Origin of the sequence: Pectobacterium parmentieri (assembly GCF_001742145.1) — a bacterium.
In the GTDB taxonomy this organism is placed as follows: domain Bacteria; phylum Pseudomonadota; class Gammaproteobacteria; order Enterobacterales; family Enterobacteriaceae; genus Pectobacterium; species Pectobacterium parmentieri.
The window spans coordinates 1,643,124-1,660,610 of sequence record NZ_CP015749.1 but is presented as its reverse complement, the minus strand read 5'-3'; the positions used below and the strand labels follow the sequence as shown (position 1 = coordinate 1,660,610).

General features: G+C 47.9%; 17 protein-coding genes, 1 other RNA gene and 1 riboswitch. Of the genes, 10 read left to right on the top strand and 8 right to left on the bottom strand.

Going from position 1 to position 17,487, the window contains the following annotated elements; genetic code table 11:
- Window positions 1-125 precede the first annotated feature (125 nt).
- Together A8F97_RS07345 and A8F97_RS07340 are read left to right on the top strand one after the other, a co-directional pair.
- Complete coding sequence (locus A8F97_RS07345) at window positions 126-875, top strand: MipA/OmpV family protein (protein WP_033071482.1); 750 nt, start codon at window positions 126-128, stop codon at window positions 873-875.
- A 116-nt stretch (window positions 876-991) separates the two neighbouring features.
- Window positions 992-1,843 carry an aldo/keto reductase gene (locus tag A8F97_RS07340; RefSeq protein WP_033071483.1) on the top strand — a complete coding sequence of 284 codons (852 nt, stop codon included), beginning with the start codon at window positions 992-994 and terminating at the stop codon, window positions 1,841-1,843.
- A gap of 60 nt (window positions 1,844-1,903) precedes the next feature.
- Here the strand turns inward: A8F97_RS07340 and A8F97_RS07335 are convergent, their stop codons facing one another.
- Entirely contained in the window at window positions 1,904-2,773 is an 870-nt protein-coding gene (locus tag A8F97_RS07335) for a D-hexose-6-phosphate mutarotase (protein WP_014699885.1), read from the bottom strand.
- Between the two features lie 106 nt (window positions 2,774-2,879).
- Window positions 2,880-3,875, bottom strand: coding sequence for a glyceraldehyde-3-phosphate dehydrogenase (gene gapA / locus A8F97_RS07330; protein ID WP_014699886.1), 996 nt, complete (start codon window positions 3,873-3,875; stop codon window positions 2,880-2,882).
- Between the two features lie 342 nt (window positions 3,876-4,217).
- Here gapA and msrB point away from each other — a divergent pair, with 342 nt between their 5' ends.
- Together msrB and A8F97_RS07320 are read left to right on the top strand one after the other, a co-directional pair.
- Window positions 4,218-4,637 (top strand): peptide-methionine (R)-S-oxide reductase MsrB, encoded by a 420-nt coding sequence (gene msrB / locus A8F97_RS07325; RefSeq protein ID WP_014699887.1) that lies wholly within the window; start codon window positions 4,218-4,220, stop codon window positions 4,635-4,637.
- 132 nt (window positions 4,638-4,769) lie between these two features.
- Window positions 4,770-5,048, top strand: a complete 279-nt coding sequence (locus tag A8F97_RS07320; protein ID WP_014699888.1) for a YeaC family protein — start codon at window positions 4,770-4,772, stop codon at window positions 5,046-5,048.
- A gap of 44 nt (window positions 5,049-5,092) precedes the next feature.
- On the opposite strand, the gene pncA is transcribed toward A8F97_RS07320, so the two are convergent.
- The 3 genes from pncA to sppA form a co-directional block, all read right to left on the bottom strand.
- Window positions 5,093-5,740, bottom strand: a complete 648-nt coding sequence (gene pncA, locus A8F97_RS07315) for a bifunctional nicotinamidase/pyrazinamidase (RefSeq protein WP_014699889.1) — start codon at window positions 5,738-5,740, stop codon at window positions 5,093-5,095.
- A gap of 18 nt (window positions 5,741-5,758) precedes the next feature.
- Complete coding sequence (ansA, locus tag A8F97_RS07310; RefSeq protein ID WP_025919059.1) at window positions 5,759-6,778, bottom strand: asparaginase; 1,020 nt, start codon at window positions 6,776-6,778, stop codon at window positions 5,759-5,761.
- Between the two features lie 99 nt (window positions 6,779-6,877).
- Window positions 6,878-8,728, bottom strand: a complete 1,851-nt coding sequence (gene sppA / locus A8F97_RS07305) for a signal peptide peptidase SppA (protein ID WP_014699891.1) — start codon at window positions 8,726-8,728, stop codon at window positions 6,878-6,880.
- A gap of 267 nt (window positions 8,729-8,995) precedes the next feature.
- Between sppA and A8F97_RS07300 the strand changes: the two genes are divergently transcribed.
- The 3 genes from A8F97_RS07300 (at window position 8,996) to A8F97_RS07290 (ending at window position 11,859) form a co-directional block, all read left to right on the top strand.
- A complete protein-coding gene (locus A8F97_RS07300) occupies window positions 8,996-9,547 on the top strand; it encodes an NAD(P)H nitroreductase (protein WP_033071484.1) in 552 nt (183 codons plus the stop codon).
- A gap of 96 nt (window positions 9,548-9,643) precedes the next feature.
- Entirely contained in the window at window positions 9,644-11,569 is a 1,926-nt protein-coding gene (locus A8F97_RS07295) for a DNA topoisomerase III (protein ID WP_014699893.1), read from the top strand.
- Window positions 11,566-11,859, top strand: coding sequence for a YnjH family protein (locus A8F97_RS07290; RefSeq protein ID WP_015730447.1), 294 nt, complete (start codon window positions 11,566-11,568; stop codon window positions 11,857-11,859). The genes A8F97_RS07295 and A8F97_RS07290 overlap by 4 nt, the downstream gene beginning before the upstream one ends.
- 106 nt (window positions 11,860-11,965) lie before the next feature.
- Here the strand turns inward: A8F97_RS07290 and xthA are convergent, their stop codons facing one another.
- Window positions 11,966-12,772 carry an exodeoxyribonuclease III gene (xthA, locus tag A8F97_RS07285; RefSeq protein ID WP_014699895.1) on the bottom strand — a complete coding sequence of 269 codons (807 nt, stop codon included), beginning with the start codon at window positions 12,770-12,772 and terminating at the stop codon, window positions 11,966-11,968.
- 314 nt (window positions 12,773-13,086) lie between these two features.
- A riboswitch (glycine riboswitch) is annotated at window positions 13,087-13,182 on the top strand.
- Window positions 13,183-13,203: 21 nt separating this feature from the next.
- On the opposite strand from xthA, the gene A8F97_RS07280 reads away from it, so the two are divergent.
- The 3 genes from A8F97_RS07280 to A8F97_RS24330 all read left to right on the top strand — a co-directional run bounded on the left by A8F97_RS07280 (window position 13,204) and on the right by A8F97_RS24330 (window position 15,167).
- Window positions 13,204-13,830, top strand: a complete 627-nt coding sequence (locus tag A8F97_RS07280; RefSeq protein WP_014699896.1) for a trimeric intracellular cation channel family protein — start codon at window positions 13,204-13,206, stop codon at window positions 13,828-13,830.
- A 160-nt stretch (window positions 13,831-13,990) separates the two neighbouring features.
- Window positions 13,991-14,470, top strand: a complete 480-nt coding sequence (locus A8F97_RS07275; RefSeq protein WP_014699897.1) for an Hcp family type VI secretion system effector — start codon at window positions 13,991-13,993, stop codon at window positions 14,468-14,470.
- Between the two features lie 559 nt (window positions 14,471-15,029).
- Window positions 15,030-15,167, top strand: a complete 138-nt coding sequence (locus tag A8F97_RS24330; protein ID WP_015730449.1) for a hypothetical protein — start codon at window positions 15,030-15,032, stop codon at window positions 15,165-15,167.
- 1,053 nt (window positions 15,168-16,220) lie between these two features.
- Here A8F97_RS24330 and A8F97_RS07260 read toward each other — a convergent pair.
- Window positions 16,221-17,066, bottom strand: coding sequence for a DUF4225 domain-containing protein (locus A8F97_RS07260; RefSeq protein WP_014699903.1), 846 nt, complete (start codon window positions 17,064-17,066; stop codon window positions 16,221-16,223).
- A 275-nt stretch (window positions 17,067-17,341) separates the two neighbouring features.
- A non-coding RNA gene (locus A8F97_RS07255) (RtT sRNA) lies at window positions 17,342-17,471 on the bottom strand.
- Window positions 17,472-17,487: the final 16 nt, after the last annotated feature.

Genomic DNA, 17,487 nt, shown 5'->3' with positions numbered 1-17,487 from the left:
GCACGTAAAACCTATCGAATATATAGGTTATTCGTTAATGTTATTTTTATATAACCTGAACGCGAACGTGTGTAATTGGCCTATCATGTTCCATGATATTTATCTGTAATAGGAAATAGAAAACTGTGAAAAAACCTCAACTATGTATGCTGGCCGCGCTGATTTCTGGTGCTGTGGTCCTGCCTTCAGCCTACGCCGCAGATGTCTCTCTGGGCCTTGGCGCTGTGGGTTCAACGTCCGTGTACCGTGGTGTTGATAATGACGTTTATCCACTTCCTGTACTGAATTATGAAAGTGAAAGTTTTTATTTCCGCGGACTGGGTGGTGGATATTACCTGTGGAATGACGGCGTAAATCGTTTCTCTTTAACGGCCTATTACCTTCCTTTAGGCTTTAAACCGGGAGATAGTGACGATCAACGTATGAAGCAGTTGGACAAACGCCGCGGTACGTTGATGGCCGGCGCAGCTTACCGTCATACCGCCGATTGGGGTGAGATTCGTACCGTACTGGCAGGCGATACGCTGGGTTACAGCAACGGCTTCGCGTGGGATACCGCCTATCTTTATCGGTTCTCTATGGGCGACCTGAGCATCACTCCCGGTATCGGTGCGACCTGGTTTAGTGAAAATATGAACCAGTATTATTACGGCGTGAGTGCGCAAGAATCTTCGCGTTCAGGCTTTAACCAGTACAGCCCGAGTAATGGCTGGGCTCCGTATCTTGAGCTGAGCGCAGGTTATCAGATTAACCAAAGCTGGAGCGCTTGGGCGGTTGGTCGTTACACGCGCTTGTCTGAAGAAATGAAAGACAGCCCTATCGTCGATAGTAACCACAGCATCTTAATGAGCGCAGGCGTTAGCTATCGTTTCTGATGCTTTTCGTTAGCATGGTGCAACTGCCGTACAATAATGGGGTGATATCACCCCATTTGCACATTTATAGTGCACCGAATGCCATGTTACGTTGGCGTCAACCAAGGGAGGGATGCATGACAAAAGCGATTCGTTTTCCAGATGATACCCGCGTACCGGCAATCGGTCAGGGAACGTGGTACATGGGCGAAGATGCCCGAATGAAAGCGCAGGAAGTTACCGCACTGCAATCGGGCATCGATCTTGGATTAACGTTGATTGATACGGCTGAAATGTACGCAGAAGGTAGGGCGGAAGATGTCGTCGGGGAGGCGATACGTGGCCGTCGCGATAGCGTTTATCTGGTATCGAAAGTCTACCCGCACAATGCGGGAGGCGAAAAAGCGATACAGGCGTGTGAACGCAGCCTGAAGCGACTGCAAACGGAGCGTATTGATTTGTATCTGCTGCATTGGCGCGGTGGCATCCCGTTAGTTGATACGATTGCGGCGATGGAACGGTTGCAGCAGGCAGGAAAAATCGGGCAGTGGGGCGTATCCAATCTTGACCTTGAGGATATGCGGGAGTTGTGGTCGCTAGATGGCGGGCAGCACTGCATGACTAATCAGGTGCTTTACCATGTGGCATCACGCGGTATTGAGTTTGATTTGTTGCCATGGTGTCAGCAACAGCAACTTCCCGTGATGGCGTATTGTCCGCTGGCACAAGCTGGGCGCTTGCGCGATGGGTTATTTTCTCACCCGGTGGTGAACCGTATTGCGCGCGAACATAGCATCACGCCAGCACAGCTTTTATTGGCATGGACCATTCGTCAGCCAGGTGTGATCGCGATTCCGAAAGCAAGTGCTATCAAGCATGTTCAGGAAAATGCCAAAGCGCTGGACGTGTTGTTGTCTGTGGAGAATATCGCGCAGTTAGATCAGGCTTTTCCTGCCCCAACGCGCAAACAGCATCTGGATGTGGTGTGACGGAAGGATTTAGAAGAAAGTGTATGGCGAACAGCGTCGCCATACACGGTACAACGGGGGTTATTTCTTGATGCGGATAACCGTCGCCAGACGAGCCGGAGCGTTGGCTGACGCGACAAAAGGTTGGTTAATTCGCGCGGTTTCCACGCACACGAACGTTTTATATCCCTCATCCGGCATATCGCTAATCGTCCGAGAAAGTTCTGCGCCGGGGTTCCATGACACCACATCGCTATGGTGCGAATGGTGCACTTCGATGGTGCGTTTCAGTACCGCATCATGTACCACGCTGGTGTTCTGCGGTTGGGTATAGATACGATCTGCACGGCCGGTAAAGACCAGGTCGCCTTGCTGCGTCGCCAGCTTGCCTTGATCCACTTTATCAATGAATGACTCACCCAGGCCAGCAATACGAATGTCGCTGATGTCGCCGATCTGGAAGTAGGTGTGCAGCGCGCTGGTAATGCTGTAATCACCGTGTGCTTCCAGCTCAATACCGCACTCTTTACCCAGCTTGAAGCGAGCGATGAGCGTGAATTCATGTGGCCAGCTCTTACGTGTTTCCTCATTATCGCGCAGCGTGAACGTGAGTTGCACACCGTGCTCATCTTCGCTGTGGGCGGTAAATTCCCACGGCAGCAGACGAGCAAAACCGTGGTTAGGCTCGGCGAAAGGGCCAAACCAAGGGAAACAGATCGGGACGCCACCGCGAATGGCAACGTGCTGAGTAAAAGGCGTATTGTCGCTCAGCCAAAGTACGGGTTCTTCATTCGTCGGCTGCCAACTGAGCAGGTGTGCGCCTTGTAATGCGATAGCGGCACGAACTTCAGGATGTTCGACGACGATGACGGGTAATTGGTCCAACTGACGCTCGCTGAGGGTGGTGCTAATTTGCTTCGTGACGGGGAGTGAGAAAATTGTGTTATGCATGATAGAACCTTTTTTTGATTGTTTTTCGTTGTAAAAGAAATCTGCAATAAACAATAAAAAAGGGCGACATCACGTCGCCCTTTTTTCACAGAATCATCGCTGACGCTTATTTAGAAATGTGAGCAATCAGATCCAGAACCTTGTTTGAGTAACCTGTTTCGTTGTCGTACCAAGAAACCAGTTTCACAAAGTTGTCGCTCAGTGCGATACCAGCTTTAGCATCAAACACGGAAGTCAGTTTTTCACCGTTGAAATCGGTAGAAACTACTTCGTCTTCGGTGTAACCCAGAACGCCTTTCAGCTCGCCTTCAGAAGCGGCTTTGATTGCTGCACAAATTTCTTTGTAAGACGCTGGTTTTTCCAGACGTGCAGTCAGGTCAACAACAGACACGTTCGGGGTAGGAACGCGGAACGCCATACCCGTCAGTTTACCGTTCAGCTCAGGGATCACTTTACCTACTGCTTTAGCTGCACCAGTAGAAGATGGGATGATGTTCTGAGATGCGCCACGGCCGCCGCGCCAGTCTTTGTGAGACGGGCCATCAACGGTTTTCTGCGTTGCAGTGGTAGCGTGAACGGTGGTCATCAGTGCTTCAACGATACCGAAGTTGTCGTTGATAACTTTTGCCAGTGGAGCCAAGCAGTTAGTGGTACAAGAAGCGTTAGAAACGATTTCCTGACCTGCGTAAGTTTTGTGGTTTACACCCATAACGAACATTGGGGTGTCATCTTTAGATGGACCAGTCAGAACGACTTTCTTCGCGCCTGCAGCGATGTGTTTACGCGCAGTTTCGTCAGTCAGGAACAGGCCAGTTGCTTCAGCAACAACATCAACGTTGACTTCGTTCCACTTCAGGTTTGCAGGGTCGCGCTCTGCGGTAACACGAATGGTTTTGCCGTTAACAACCAGGTGGCCATCTTTAACTTCAACGGTGCCGTTGAAACGACCATGAGTTGAGTCGTACTTCAGCATGTACGCCATGTATTCAGCGTCTAACAGGTCGTTGATTGCAACGATCTCAATGTCAGAACGCTCTTGCGCAGCGCGGAAAACAATACGGCCGATACGGCCAAAACCGTTGATACCTACTTTGATAGTCATATATTCCACCAGCTATTGGTTTGTGAATAAAAGGTTGGTTGTAAAATTACAAAAACCTTGCTGAGCGTCAAGCGGAATCGTGTCAATAGTTGCTGTAAGTCAAACCTATGACCAATCTTTGTGCAAAAACCGCTTGAGCCTGTAACTAAGTAACATCTAAGACTGATATGGGGGCGGAATGCATCATATAAAGCCCATGTCATTTCAATATGTGATGTATGTCACAATTAAATATTCATGCTAATAACATTGTTAATATTAAGCCAGAATGGCCTGTTAGGTTGTTAATTTTTTGTTATAATCAATGATTAAATGAATAAATAACACCGCAGCGAGACTTCAATGACTAACGACTCTGCTTCGCCTACTTCGTCCGATAATACTGAACTGACAGAGCTGCAACGCTATGTCACTCAGCAACGCGGTACTGAGCCTGCGTTTTCAGGTAAATTGCTGCATAACAAGCGCACGGGCGCCTATCACTGCCTGTGCTGTCAGGCTCCGCTGTTTTATTCTGACAGTAAATATGATTCCGGCTGTGGCTGGCCGAGTTTCGATCAGCCGGTGTCCTCAGAAGCGATTCGCTATCTGGAAGATGACTCACACAACATGCGCCGTATTGAGATCCGCTGTGGGCAGTGCGATGCGCACCTGGGACATGTTTTCCCCGATGGCCCGAAAACCACGGGAGAGCGCTATTGCGTGAATTCTGCTTCGCTGAGCTTTATCGACGACGTTGATGGCGAACGCGTTGACGGGTAGTCTGTTTACCACCGCTATGGTAGTGGCAGCCAGAGATTACAATAGCTTTAAACGATTCAGCCGTTGTGGGCTCTGCCAATAACAGGCATTCAGCAATAATAAATCTGACCTTCCTCGGAGCAGAAACCGGATATGGAACTCAATGATCTGATCGACGCCATGACGCCAGAAATTTACCAACGGTTAGTTACAGCGGTAGAACTGGGCAAATGGCCAGATGGTGTCGCGTTGACGGCTGAACAGAAAGAAAACTGCCTGCAAATGGTGATGATGTGGCAGGCCCGCCATAACGAACAGGCTGAGCACATGACAATTGGCACTAATGGCGAAATAGTGATGAAGAGCAAGCAAGAACTGAAGCGGCAGTTTACCAGTGCCGACGCTATCGTTACGCTGAAGCCTGAGGTGTAAGTGTCAGCGGTAGTCTCAGAGGCTACCGCTAGTTGCTGGTGGCTTTAGTGATGGGAGGATAGTTCCGCAAGGAACTGTGTCATGTCGATAAGTCTTGCCCCACGCTGTACCATTTCCTGTAATGCCAATGCGCTGTCGTCGGGCGAAAGATTGACACCACGACAGCCATCCACCAATACCTCGGTGTGATAACCCAAGGCGATAGCATCCCATACGCTAAACTTGACGCAATAGTCGGTCGCCAGCCCCAGAATGGTTAAATGAGTAATGTGGTGAGCGCGTAGCCAATCATCCAGTTCAGTTTTAACGCGATGACCGTTATCGAAAAAAGTGCTGTAGCTATCTATGTCAGGCTGCGTACCTTTTTGTACTATCCATTGAATGCCTGATAGTTGAAGCGCTGGATGAAAATCGGCACCCGTTGTCTTCTGCACACAGTGGACGGGCCACCAGATTTGCGGCCATCCGTTTAACTCACCGATTTCACCTACCACAGCCTGTTCACTCACCGCAAAGCAGCCGTGGTTAGCGGGGTGCCAATCCTGGCTGGCAATCACTGTAATCCCTGCGGCTACACAGGCCTCAATGGCGCGATTGGCAACCTCGAGGACCTGATCACTTTCGTTAACCGTCAGCGCACCGCCGGGGAAGAAATCATTTTGTAAATCAACTAATAGCAATGCTTTTTTCATTATTAACTCCGTGATTGCTTAATCTTTATCGCTCAATTCTCCATGCAGGTTTTGCTGCATTAAACGGCGAATGTCATCGGCGCTTAAATCTTGCTGGCTCAGTAAGTAATGCAGTTTGGTCAATGCGGCTTCAACGGTCATGTCAAAACCACTAATAACTCCCGCATGCGCCAGCGCGTTGCCTGTTGCATAGCCGCCCATATTTACACGTCCGGAAATACACTGAGTCAGGTTAACGACCACAATGCCGCGCGCTGAAGCTTCACGTAATTCGCGCAGCAGCCCAGGGCTTTGCGGTGCGTTGCCGACGCCGTAGGAGCGTAAGATTAGTGCTTTCACCGGCTGACGAAGGAAATTACTGATGACATCGGCAGAAATACCGGGATAAATCGTAATCACCCCGATAGGTTGCGGTGTGATGTGATGCACTTTCAGCGGTGGGCAGTCTCTACATTCCACGGTGGGAGCCAGCCGACGAATATGGATACCGGCTTCCAGCAGTGGTGGATAGTTGGGGGAAGCAAAAGCATCAAAACCGTCGGCATGGGCTTTGGTGGTGCGATTGCCGCGCAATAGTTTGTTATTGAAGAAAAGGGCGACTTCATTAATCGGATGGTTAGCTGCCACGTATAGCGCGTTCAATAGGTTTGTCTGGCCGTCCGAGCGCAATTCCGCGAGCGGTATTTGTGACCCTGTCACAATAACCGGCTTAGCCAGATTTTCCAGCATAAACGAGAGCGCAGAAGCGGTGAACGCCATGGTGTCTGTACCATGCAGAATCACAAAACCGTCGTAATCATCGTAGTGGGCTTGAATATCGTCCGCGATGGATTGCCAGTCCGCTGGTGTCATGTCAGACGAATCGATCAGCGGGTCATATTCATGAATCGTAAACGACGGCATTTCTTCGCGGTGGAATTCAGGCATGTTTGCCAGTTGCTGCTGTAAATGACCCGATACTGGGACATAGCCATTGGCGGAACGCTGCATGCCGATGGTGCCGCCCGTATAAGCGACATAAATGGATTTCTTTCGCATGGTGGTGTGAGTCAGGATCAAAACAAGAGTATAAAGGGAAAAGGAGCCCGGTAATATCACCATAAGTAATGACTATTACCGGGCTAGTAATGGTAAACCTTACCGGACTTCTCCGCAGGTGAGGCAAAATGCGTACCGGTTCTGCGGATCGTTCAGGTTATTCATGATGGACGGCTGAGAACGCATGGCTTCCGCCAGTTGCGCCACCGGTGCTGGCAACATGGACTGGACAGCAACAGGCAGCAAGGCGTAGACCGATGCGTTCACCTGATTCAGCATGGTGTCGAGCAGGTTCGGTTGTTCGGCATACCAGTTCAATTGATATTGTCCCAGTTTAGCCAACTCAGCGGCCTTCTTCACGGCATCATCAAAATCGCCGATCTGATCGACCAGACCATTCTCTTTTGCATCGCTACCGACCCAGACGTGACCTTGCGCGATCTGATCGATTTGCTCCGGCGTTTTCTTACGTGCCTGCGCCACGATATCGATGAAATTCTTATAACCGCGTTCGATACTCAACTGCATCATCTGTGAGAACTCAGGCGGCAATGATTTTGTGATCGACAGATCGGCCAGCGGAGAGGTGGCAACGCCGTCCGTGTGGACGCCAAGGCTTTCCAGAGAATCTTCGAACGTGGTAATCACGCCAAAAATACCGATAGAGCCGGTCAGTGTACTGGCGCTGGAGATGATCGCGTTCGCGGGTGTTGAAATCCAATAACCGCCGGATGCCGCCATTCCGCCCATAGATACCACGATCGGTTTACCTGCCAGACGGAGCGCCATCAATTCTGATCGAATCAGCTCCGACGCAGTGACGCTCCCACCGGGGCTATTGACGCGTAGCACCAGCGCTTTGACTTTAGGATCGAGGCGTGCGGCACGAATTTGTGCTGCCGTGGTATCACCACCGACCATCCCCGGTGTTTCCGGTCCATCAATGATCGCGCCATTGGCAAAGACAACCGCGATCTGGTTGTTATTTTGCACCGGCGGTTTGACGACGTAGTCATAGATACTGATGAAATTAAAGTGGTTCTTCTGGTTATTCCAGCCGAACACTTTAACCAACGATTGCTCAGTCACAGAACGTGAAGCGACTTCATCAACCAGTTTGTTATCCAGTGCATAGCGTGCAGTATCGCCCTGAACGGCCTGCAAACCCGCCAGAATGTTGGTTGCGCCTGGGAACAGTTGCTGAGGCGTAATCTGACGGTTAGCGGAAACGGTATTTAAATACTGCTGCCACAGGGCGTTAATCCAGCGACCATCGGCATCGCGCGCCGCAGGGGACATATCATCACGCAGATACGGCTCAACGGCTGATTTATAGGTTCCCACACGGAAGATATTGGTGGTCACTTTCAGCTTGTCGAGCATGGATTTGAAGTAGAGATTGTTGGTCGCGAAACCATGCAGATCCACACTGCCTTGTGGCGTCAATGACACCGTATTGGCAAAACTGGCCAAATAATACTGAGACTGATTGTAGCTATCACCGACGGCATAAATAGGTTTGCCGCTATCGCGAAACTCGCGTAGCGCCTTACCGATATACTGCATAGAAGGTTGATCGGCACCGGTAAAATCGCTGAGATCCAGCACGATCCCTGTGATGTTGTCGTCACTTTTTGCCTGACGAATGCTGTCGACGATATCAAACAGTGAGTTTTCCTGACGGCGATTATTCGATGCACCGAAGAACTCGCGCCCTAATTGACGCAGTTTGTTATTAACGGAGGGTTGGTCAACCACCACGCCCGTCAGATCGACCAGCAACGCCCCTTTCGTGGCCTCTTCCGGTGTCGTTTTTACCTGTGAGTAGATCCCAACGCCAACTAAAATCAGTGCGATAAGGAAAATATTGAGAATAAATTCTCTGATAAAATTAAGTAGACGCCATGTCCACTTAAAAAATCCGCTAAAAATTCGCCACAATGTGCGCATGATATCTCCATGAACGGGTAAACAGCGTGTGCCCTACGTCCTTCAACTCGCCTTCTTGCAAGTGGTGAAGCACAAGGAGTGATAGTATCCTAATGAGCGGACAGTAAAAAGTCAGCATTAAATCACGGTAGAGGCGCGCCCTGTTGGGGCTATCTTGTAACAAAACTTCTACTTGTGCTAACGTGGCGCGCAACGTTGCCCTATAACCGTTTCTTGCAGAGAAATCGGTTGTACGCAGAAATTATATTGCCAGACAGGAGATGTGCGATGGATGCTCTTGAGTTGCTATTGAATCGTCGTTCGGCCTCGCGCCTGACCGCGCCAGCACCGACGGGTGACGCATTGAATAACATTATCCACGCAGGTATGCGTGCGCCGGATCATGGTGCGATGCAGCCGTGGCGCTTTTTTATGATCGAAAATGACGGGTTGGATCGTTTTAGTACGGTACTGACTCGTGCAGCTCAGCAAGAAGGTCTGGATGAGGCCGGTATCGATAAAGCACGTCAGGCACCTTATCGCGCACCACTGATTATCACCGTTGTTGCACATTGTGAAGAGAACCCGAAAGTGCCACTTTGGGAGCAAATTGTTTCCGCAGGCTGTGCGGTTCAGGCGATGCAGATGGCGGCATTGGCACAGGGCTTTAATGGCATCTGGCGCAGCGGTGCGTGGACGCATAACGCTCTGGTACGTGAAGCATTCCATTGTCGCGAACAGGATGAAATTGTAGGCTTCCTTTATCTGGGGACACCTCAGCTCAAAGCGTCGACTACGGTTACGCCGCTTGATTCTGACGCGTTTGTTCACTACTTCTGATCGCCATCTCTTGAATAACATCGATTTCCTACCCGTTTTACAGTGTGCTTTCCCGCGAGTTACGCGGGAAATGCCCAGTCTGCTTGATGGTGAATAATGCGACTTTTTATTGCCGAAAAGCCCAGTCTTGCACGGGCTATTGCAGACGTGTTACCCAAACCGCATCGGCGCGGCGATGGCTTTATTGCCTGTGGTCAAAATGATGTCGTGACGTGGTGCGTAGGGCATCTGCTGGAGCAGGCGCAGCCGGATGTTTATGATGCGCGCTATGCTCGTTGGTCTCTCGCCGACTTGCCTATCATTCCCCAAAAATGGCTGTTACAACCGCGGCCCTCGGTCAGCAAACAGTTGAGTGCCATAAAAAAACTCCTAAATGATGCCAGCGAAGTGATTCATGCAGGAGACCCCGATCGTGAAGGACAACTGTTGGTCGATGAAGTCCTGGAATATCTTTCTCTGTCGGAAGAGAAGCGTCAGCAGGTACGTCGTTGTCTGATCAACGATCTCAACCCACAGGCTGTAGAGCGTGCCGTTTCCCGTTTGCGTGAGAACAGAGAGTTCATCCCCCTGTGCGTCTCAGCATTAGCGCGTTCCCGTGCAGATTGGCTCTATGGCATAAATATGACCCGCGCTTATACGATATTAGGGCGCAATGCGGGTTATGACGGCGTATTGTCGGTTGGCCGCGTGCAAACACCGGTGCTGGGGCTGGTGGTGCGGCGAGATGAAGAGATAGAAAACTTCGTTTCCAAAGACTATTTTGAAGTTAAAGCCCATATCGTGACGCCAGCCGATGAGCGTTTTGTCGCTATCTGGCAACCCAGTGAGTCGTGCGAGCCTTATCAGGATGAAGAAGGGCGATTGCTGCATCGATCTTTGGCGGATCATGTTGTCAAACGTATCGAAGGCCAGCCCGCATTCGTCACCAGCTATAATGACAAACGGGAGTCAGAAATTGCGCCGCTGCCTTATTCACTCTCAACGCTCCAGATTGAAGCGGCGAAGCGTTTTGGACTGAGCGCGCAGCAGGTACTGGACGTATGTCAGAAATTGTATGAAACCCATAAGCTGATCACTTATCCGCGTTCTGACAGTCGCTATCTGCCAGAAGAGCACTTTGCCGGGCGTCATGCTGTCTTGAATGCAATATCTGTGCATCAGCCCGACCTGTTGCCACAACCGGTTATGGATGTCGATCGGCGTAACCGCTGCTGGGACGATGGTAAGGTCGATGCTCACCACGCGATTATTCCCACCGCACGTAGTGCCAGTGCGTCGCTGACGGAGAATGAACGCAAGGTGTATGGGTTAGTCGCGCGGCAGTACATCATGCAGTTCTGCCCGGACGCTGTGTTTCGCAAATGTGTCATTGAATTGGATATTGCGGGTGGCAAATTTATTGCCAAAGCACGGTTTCTCGCCGAGGCGGGTTGGCGTACCTTGTTGGGTGGCAAAGAGCGGGACGCAGAAAACGAAGGTATGCCGTTACCCGTGGTGGCAAAGGGCGATGAATTGCTGTGTGAACGTGGCGAGGTCGTTGAGCGTCAAACTCAACCGCCGCGGCCTTTTACCGATGCGACGTTGTTATCGGCGATGACGGGTATCGCGCGCTTTGTGCAGGATAAGGAACTGAAGAAAATCCTGCGGGCGACCGATGGTTTAGGCACAGAGGCGACGCGTGCGGGGATTATCGAATTACTGTTTAAGCGGACATTTCTGTTTAAGAAAGCTCGATATATTCACGCGAGTGAAGCAGGGCGAGCATTAATTCACTCACTGCCTGACAGTGCGGCGCACCCTGATATGACTGCACATTGGGAAGCCACGTTGACGCAGATTAGCGAGAAGAAATGCCGCTATCAGGATTTTATGCAACCGTTGACGAACTCCTTGCAGGAGTTGATTCAGCAAGCGAAACAAAATGGCGCGGTGAGAGCGTTCAAAGGGCTTTCTGCGCCGCCGTCGGGGGCCTCAAAACGGCGCAAACCTCAGGCTAAAAAAGCGAAGGAGCAGAAGCAATGAAATCGTTAGTGTCTTTATGTTTCGCCAGTGTGATGCTGGTGCTGCCCACGCTGGCGCAGGCAAATCGCGGCGGAACGGATATTGTCGTTCCCGTTCCACCGGAAGTGTGGGGCGCTGGGACGACGACGGTACGCGAGCAGAACAATAACTGCCTGCGCTGCTGTGTGTATGAAAACCGTAATTATTCCGAAGGTGCGGTGGTAAAGGTTGAAGGGGTGATTCTGCAATGTGTGCGGGACAAGCAAACGCTGGGAACAAACAACCTGATATGGCAACTGGTGAAGCAATAAACGTGAAGTAAGAAATACGTGCTTCAATGCTCAACACGGCAATCGATCGTAATCACCGCCGTGACTTTTCTGCACAGCGGTGACTTATTTTTACTGCACACTCGTTTTAACGTGTAAATTCCGCCCAGATCGGCGCATGGTCGGAAGGTTTTTCCATTCCTCGAATATCGTAATCAATACCGGTGGCGACACAGCGTTCGGCCAGGAAGGTGCTAGCGAGAATCAGGTCGATACGCAGGCCACGGTTGTCATCGAATCCGGCAGAGCGGTAATCAAACCATGAAAAGCGATCGTTGCTTTCAGGGTTAGCGGCACGGAAGGTGTCGATGAGTCCCCACCCTTGCAAACGCGCCATCCATTCACGCTCTTCCGGTAAGAAAGAGCATTTACCTGTACGCAGCCAGCGCTTGCGGTTCTCTTCGCCGATACCGATATCCAGATCGGTAGGGCTGATATTAACATCTCCCATCACAATCAGCGGCTGTGTCGCGCTGTGATGTTGCTCCAGATAGGTTTGCAGGTCCTGATAGAAGCGCGTCTTAGCGGGGAATTTCACCGGATGGTCGCGGCTTTCTCCTTGAGGGAAATATCCGTTTACTACCGTAAGCGTGCCGTGCTCGGTAGCAAAGTCCGCCATGATGATCCGGCGCTGTGCATCGTCTTCATCTGTTGGGAAACCGCGACGAACAGCAATAGGCTGCTCCTTACACAATAGGGCAACACCGTAGTGACCCTTCTGTCCGTGATAATAAACGTGGTAACCATACTGGCTGACATCTTCTAATGGAAACATGTCATCGTGGACTTTGGTTTCCTGCAACCCGATCACATCGGGCTGGTGTTGTTCGATAATGGCGGCCAACTGATGAGGGCGCGCCCGCAGGCCATTGATATTAAAAGATACAACTTTCATGTTCGCTGCCATTCGCTAAAAAATGTGACCAGATGGTAGCAGAAAACGGAGCGTGGCGTCACGACGAGGCTACGCTTTCCGACTGGAGGCGATGGATGACGTTAGGAATGGTGAGTACAGATGAAAACCGCTGAAAATAAGATTCACTTATATTCAGTTGAACACGAGGCTTATCGACCGTTATACTCCGCACCTCGCAGGAGAGAGGGCGTGTACGCTGTCATACTTCAAGCTGGATGTTGGCATAAAGTATAGCGCTCCGCCGAAGGCGCAAACTCCCATAATCGCTCAGGCTACCCTAACTGCGAATTCCATTGAAGCCAACTGGAGAGAGGTTGCGATGCAACCCACCGAAGGGGCAAGCAGCTCTGCTGCGTAAACTCTCAGGTAAAGCGGACAGAGGGAGTGGCACATTTCACAGGATAACTTGTGTGCTAACTTACATCTATCTGATCGCGATTACGGCAGAGGGGATGTCCGGGGCGCTGGCCGCCGGGCGTCGCAATATGGATATTTTTGGCGTAGGCATGATTGCCTTCATTACCGCGCTCGGCGGTGGCACCGTTCGCGATATTCTCCTCGGTAATTATCCCATTGGTTGGACGCAGCATCCCGGCTATATTTACCTTACCATTGGCGCGGGTCTTTTCACGATTATCATTGCGCGCTTCATGCACCATCTGCACCGTCTCTTTCTGGTACTGGATGCGATGGGGCTGATTGCCTTTACCATCATTGGTTGCAATGTGGCGCTGAAATTGAATTATTCGATGACGGTGGTGGTCATGGCGGGTATTGTGACCGGCATTTTCGGTGGCATATTGCGCGATATCTTCTGCAACCGTACGCCAATGGTACTGAAGAAGGAACTGTATGCCAGCGTCTCGCTGTTAGTCGCGTTGTTATATCTGGGACTAAAATCGTTTAGCGTCAACCACGATATTAACCTGCTGGCATCGTTCACGATTGGCCTCGCTGTGCGTCTGGCGGCAATTCGCTGGTCATGGCAACTCCCTGTGTTTTCCTATGTCCCAGGGCGCTGGAAAGGGAAGGTGTGAAGCTCATTGTTGGGGGTAGTGCTAATTATTTGCACTGATGTCGGGGATAAGCTTATGAATTGCATGGATAAGGCTAACAGAGTAGACTGATTTTCTGGCTAAAATTCCACCATGAGCCAGCATTTAATTATTGGACTGTTATTTCCAGGAGGAAATTTCCATGGCTAGTTTGATCTATATGAGTGTAACTGGTAGTAAACAAGGATTGATTTCATCAGGATGTTCGACGGTTGCGTCAATAGGCAATAAATATCAGGCAGCACACGAAGACGAAATTTTTATCTATGAGCTTACCAGCCATATTATGCGGGCTGAAAATGTGGTCTTTCAACCTGTTGAAATCCGTAAACCGGTAGATAAAGCAACGCCGTTATTTGCTCAGGCATTAGACGATAATGAAAAACTAGATTGCGAGTTTAAGTTTTACAGAACTGCGCCAACGGGGAACAATGAACTCTATTTTTCACTACGGCTAAGAAATGCAATTATCACCGATCTTCGTTTCTTTTTCCCAAACTCTATGACACATAATGGGATGCAACCACAAGAAAGTGTCTCCTTAAAATATGCAACCATAGAATGGGAACATGTTGCAGCACGAACCAGTTCGTGTCTCTTCTGGCAAGAATCCTCTTATTAAGTGGTCAAGAATACAGCGCCTGAAATAAATACCTAACAGATTTAAAAGCGCGTAGTAATAAATCAATAATAATGGCTGCGCGCTTACTAATTTTCTCAATAGTGCTGAATGCTATTCAGACGATTTTTAATTTTCTCGATGTGCTATAGATCCTACCACTCCACTTATAAGTCCAAATATGAACGAACTGTAATGAACAATATCGTTACCCTCGATAGAGATGGCCAAAAAAGGGATCTTTCCATCATAGTAGGTGTAAAAATGGAAAAACATCAATAGAAAAGAGATAATAATGCCAAAAATTTTATGATAAACATCTTCTGATGTGGTAATTTTTTATAGCAAGATAAGCAGGGATGAATATGAGTATCGATGATATAATATAAAAAAAGGTCATTTCTATCAATCCTTTGCTTAACTTCTATTATGCGCTACTGCGCTGGTTATTGCACATAGCAAAGCGAATATAAATGAACTATAAAAAATAAAATCATTGTCTTCTATGGAAATACCTACAAATGGTATCTTCCCTGCATGGAATATATAAAGGTGAAAACACATGAAAGAGGTGGCCAATAAAATGGCTTTGAGTCGGGTATACACAAATTCAGAAGATGTCAGCTTTTTTACAAATAAATATAGAGGGATAAGGGTGATTGTTGAAAAAAAAGCATATAAAAAAGCCATGATAGTATAGCCTGCCCATAATTCCGTGTGACTGTTGCTGTATTATATCATGTTGTTTTTTTCACCACCTCTAATTTTCGTGATGAGCAGCCCAGCCTACGAATCCGCTGATAAATCCAAATATGATTGAACTGTAATACATTGCATCATTGCCTACGGTAGATATATTTAAAAAAGGGATTTTTTCAGCATGATGGGTGTAAAAATGAAAAGACATAAATGCACAAGAAGCAATAATACCTCCAAATCTATAATAATCATCCTCAGATGAGGTAAGTTTTTTTATAATAAAATAGGTCGGGATGAGCATGAGTATTGATAACGTGATGTAAACGGATGCCATTATCGCGAGTCTCTTATTTTTTTCATTTCTGTTATGCGTTATCACCATTCCTTATGGTACATAACAAGCTGAATATAGTTAAAGATAACATTATGTCATTTTAAGTTATTGTTTATTATGCTATTTATCTTGGTATGCTATACATCCTACCACTCCACTTATCAGTCCAAATATGAACGAACTGTAATGAGCAATATCGTTATCCTCGATAGAGATGGCCAAAAAAGGGATCTTTCCATCATGGTAGGTGTAAAAATGGAAAAACATCAACAGAAAAGAGATAAGAATGCCAAAAAATTTATGATAAACACCTTCTGATGTGGTGATTTTTTTTATAGCAAGATAAGCAGGGATGAATATGAGTATCGATGAAAGAATATAAAAAAATGTCATTTCTATCAATCCTTTGCTTAACTTCTGTTATGCGCTACTGCGCTGGTTATTGCACATAGCAAAGCAAATATAAATGAACTATAAAAAATAAAGTCATTGTCTTCTATGGAAATACCTATAAATGGTATTTTCCCTGCGTGGAATATATAAAGGTGAAAGCACATAAAGAACGTAGGTAATAGAATTGAGCTAAATCTAGTATAGATAAAATGAGAGGATGTTAACTTTTTTACAGACAAATAAAGTGGAAAGATCGCGATAGTTGAAAATAAAAAATAGAGCCAGCTCATAATCATTCCTTGATTTTTCAATACGCAGAATTTGGTTCTAGTATGACTGATACTGTCCTACAAGTGTATTTGCATCAAATGTCAATTCCAAAAAAAACTCGCTCTTGCTCATTAGTTTCATTCCCATTTGCTTCATTCCCCAGAGCAAATCTGCGTTGATAAATCGATATAGCCTTTGCGCGTCTTCTGTCAAGCGATATCCAAATAACCCATTGATAGATAAACCAATATCAACGAAAGTATAGATAACGTCACTATTCTTATTCGATAAGCCGAGTTGAGAACCAATTTGTCTATAAACAAACCGAACTGGGCCAGTATAGGATTCTCGGTATAGAAGGTAGTAACCATTTTCGATGACATTATTGAACCCATGAGCCATGAGTAATGTGCCTGGGATTATCCCCGCCCCTGTTCCGGCAATGCCTGCACCGGCTACCAATTGAAGCCCACCACTGACGAATCCTAAACCGGCAATCACCAGATTAATGTGTTGGGTTGTATCGTTTGTCCCTGAATTACGGTTTTCTTCAGTAACGGCAGGTTTAGCAATAATGACTTGCTTCATCTGCTTCATGGCAAGCATTTGATCTTGCCTTTTAAGCGTAGCGATTTCTTGTTTTAAAGAGTAGATGGCTTCATGGGGGGTTAGTTCACCCGTATTCATTTTACTGGTGATGTCGAGTGAATAAGCGGTAACTTCGCTGATGAAATGGTCTTTTGCGAGGCTCCACTTTATGTATTTATTTGCCACGCTGTTTTTCACTTGATCGAGTTCGTTCCGTAACAAAGAAACGTCATACTCCAGAGCTCGTTTTTCAGCTATATTCCGGTCAATTTCTGTTTCAAAACTACTAACATTACGGTTGTAGTATTCATTCATTGTATCGGATCTCTAGAATTCCATTTCTATATGATTGCCATATTAACTCATATAATTTTTTCATTGTGAAATGATTTTTTACCTTTTGGGCGTTTTTGGATAAGGAGCAGTGGTGTTGATTTGATGAAGTTATAGTCAATGTGTTTTGAAGGGGATGCGTGTATTGCTCAAAACCGTGCCGGTTTTGTCGAACCTTGGTCGAAGGTTCTCACCTTCCCCTAATGGGAATTTTATACTTTGGTGTTGGGATGTGCTTCAGAGATATTGCTTTGAAATGGTGGTGGGGGAAGGATAATTCGGTGCTTCGCTCCTCACCCTGCGGGTCAACGCTATGCGTTGCTCAAAACCGTGCCGGTTTTGTCGAACCTTGGTCGAAGGTTCTCACCTTCCCCTAATGGGAATTTGATGCTTTGGTGTTGGG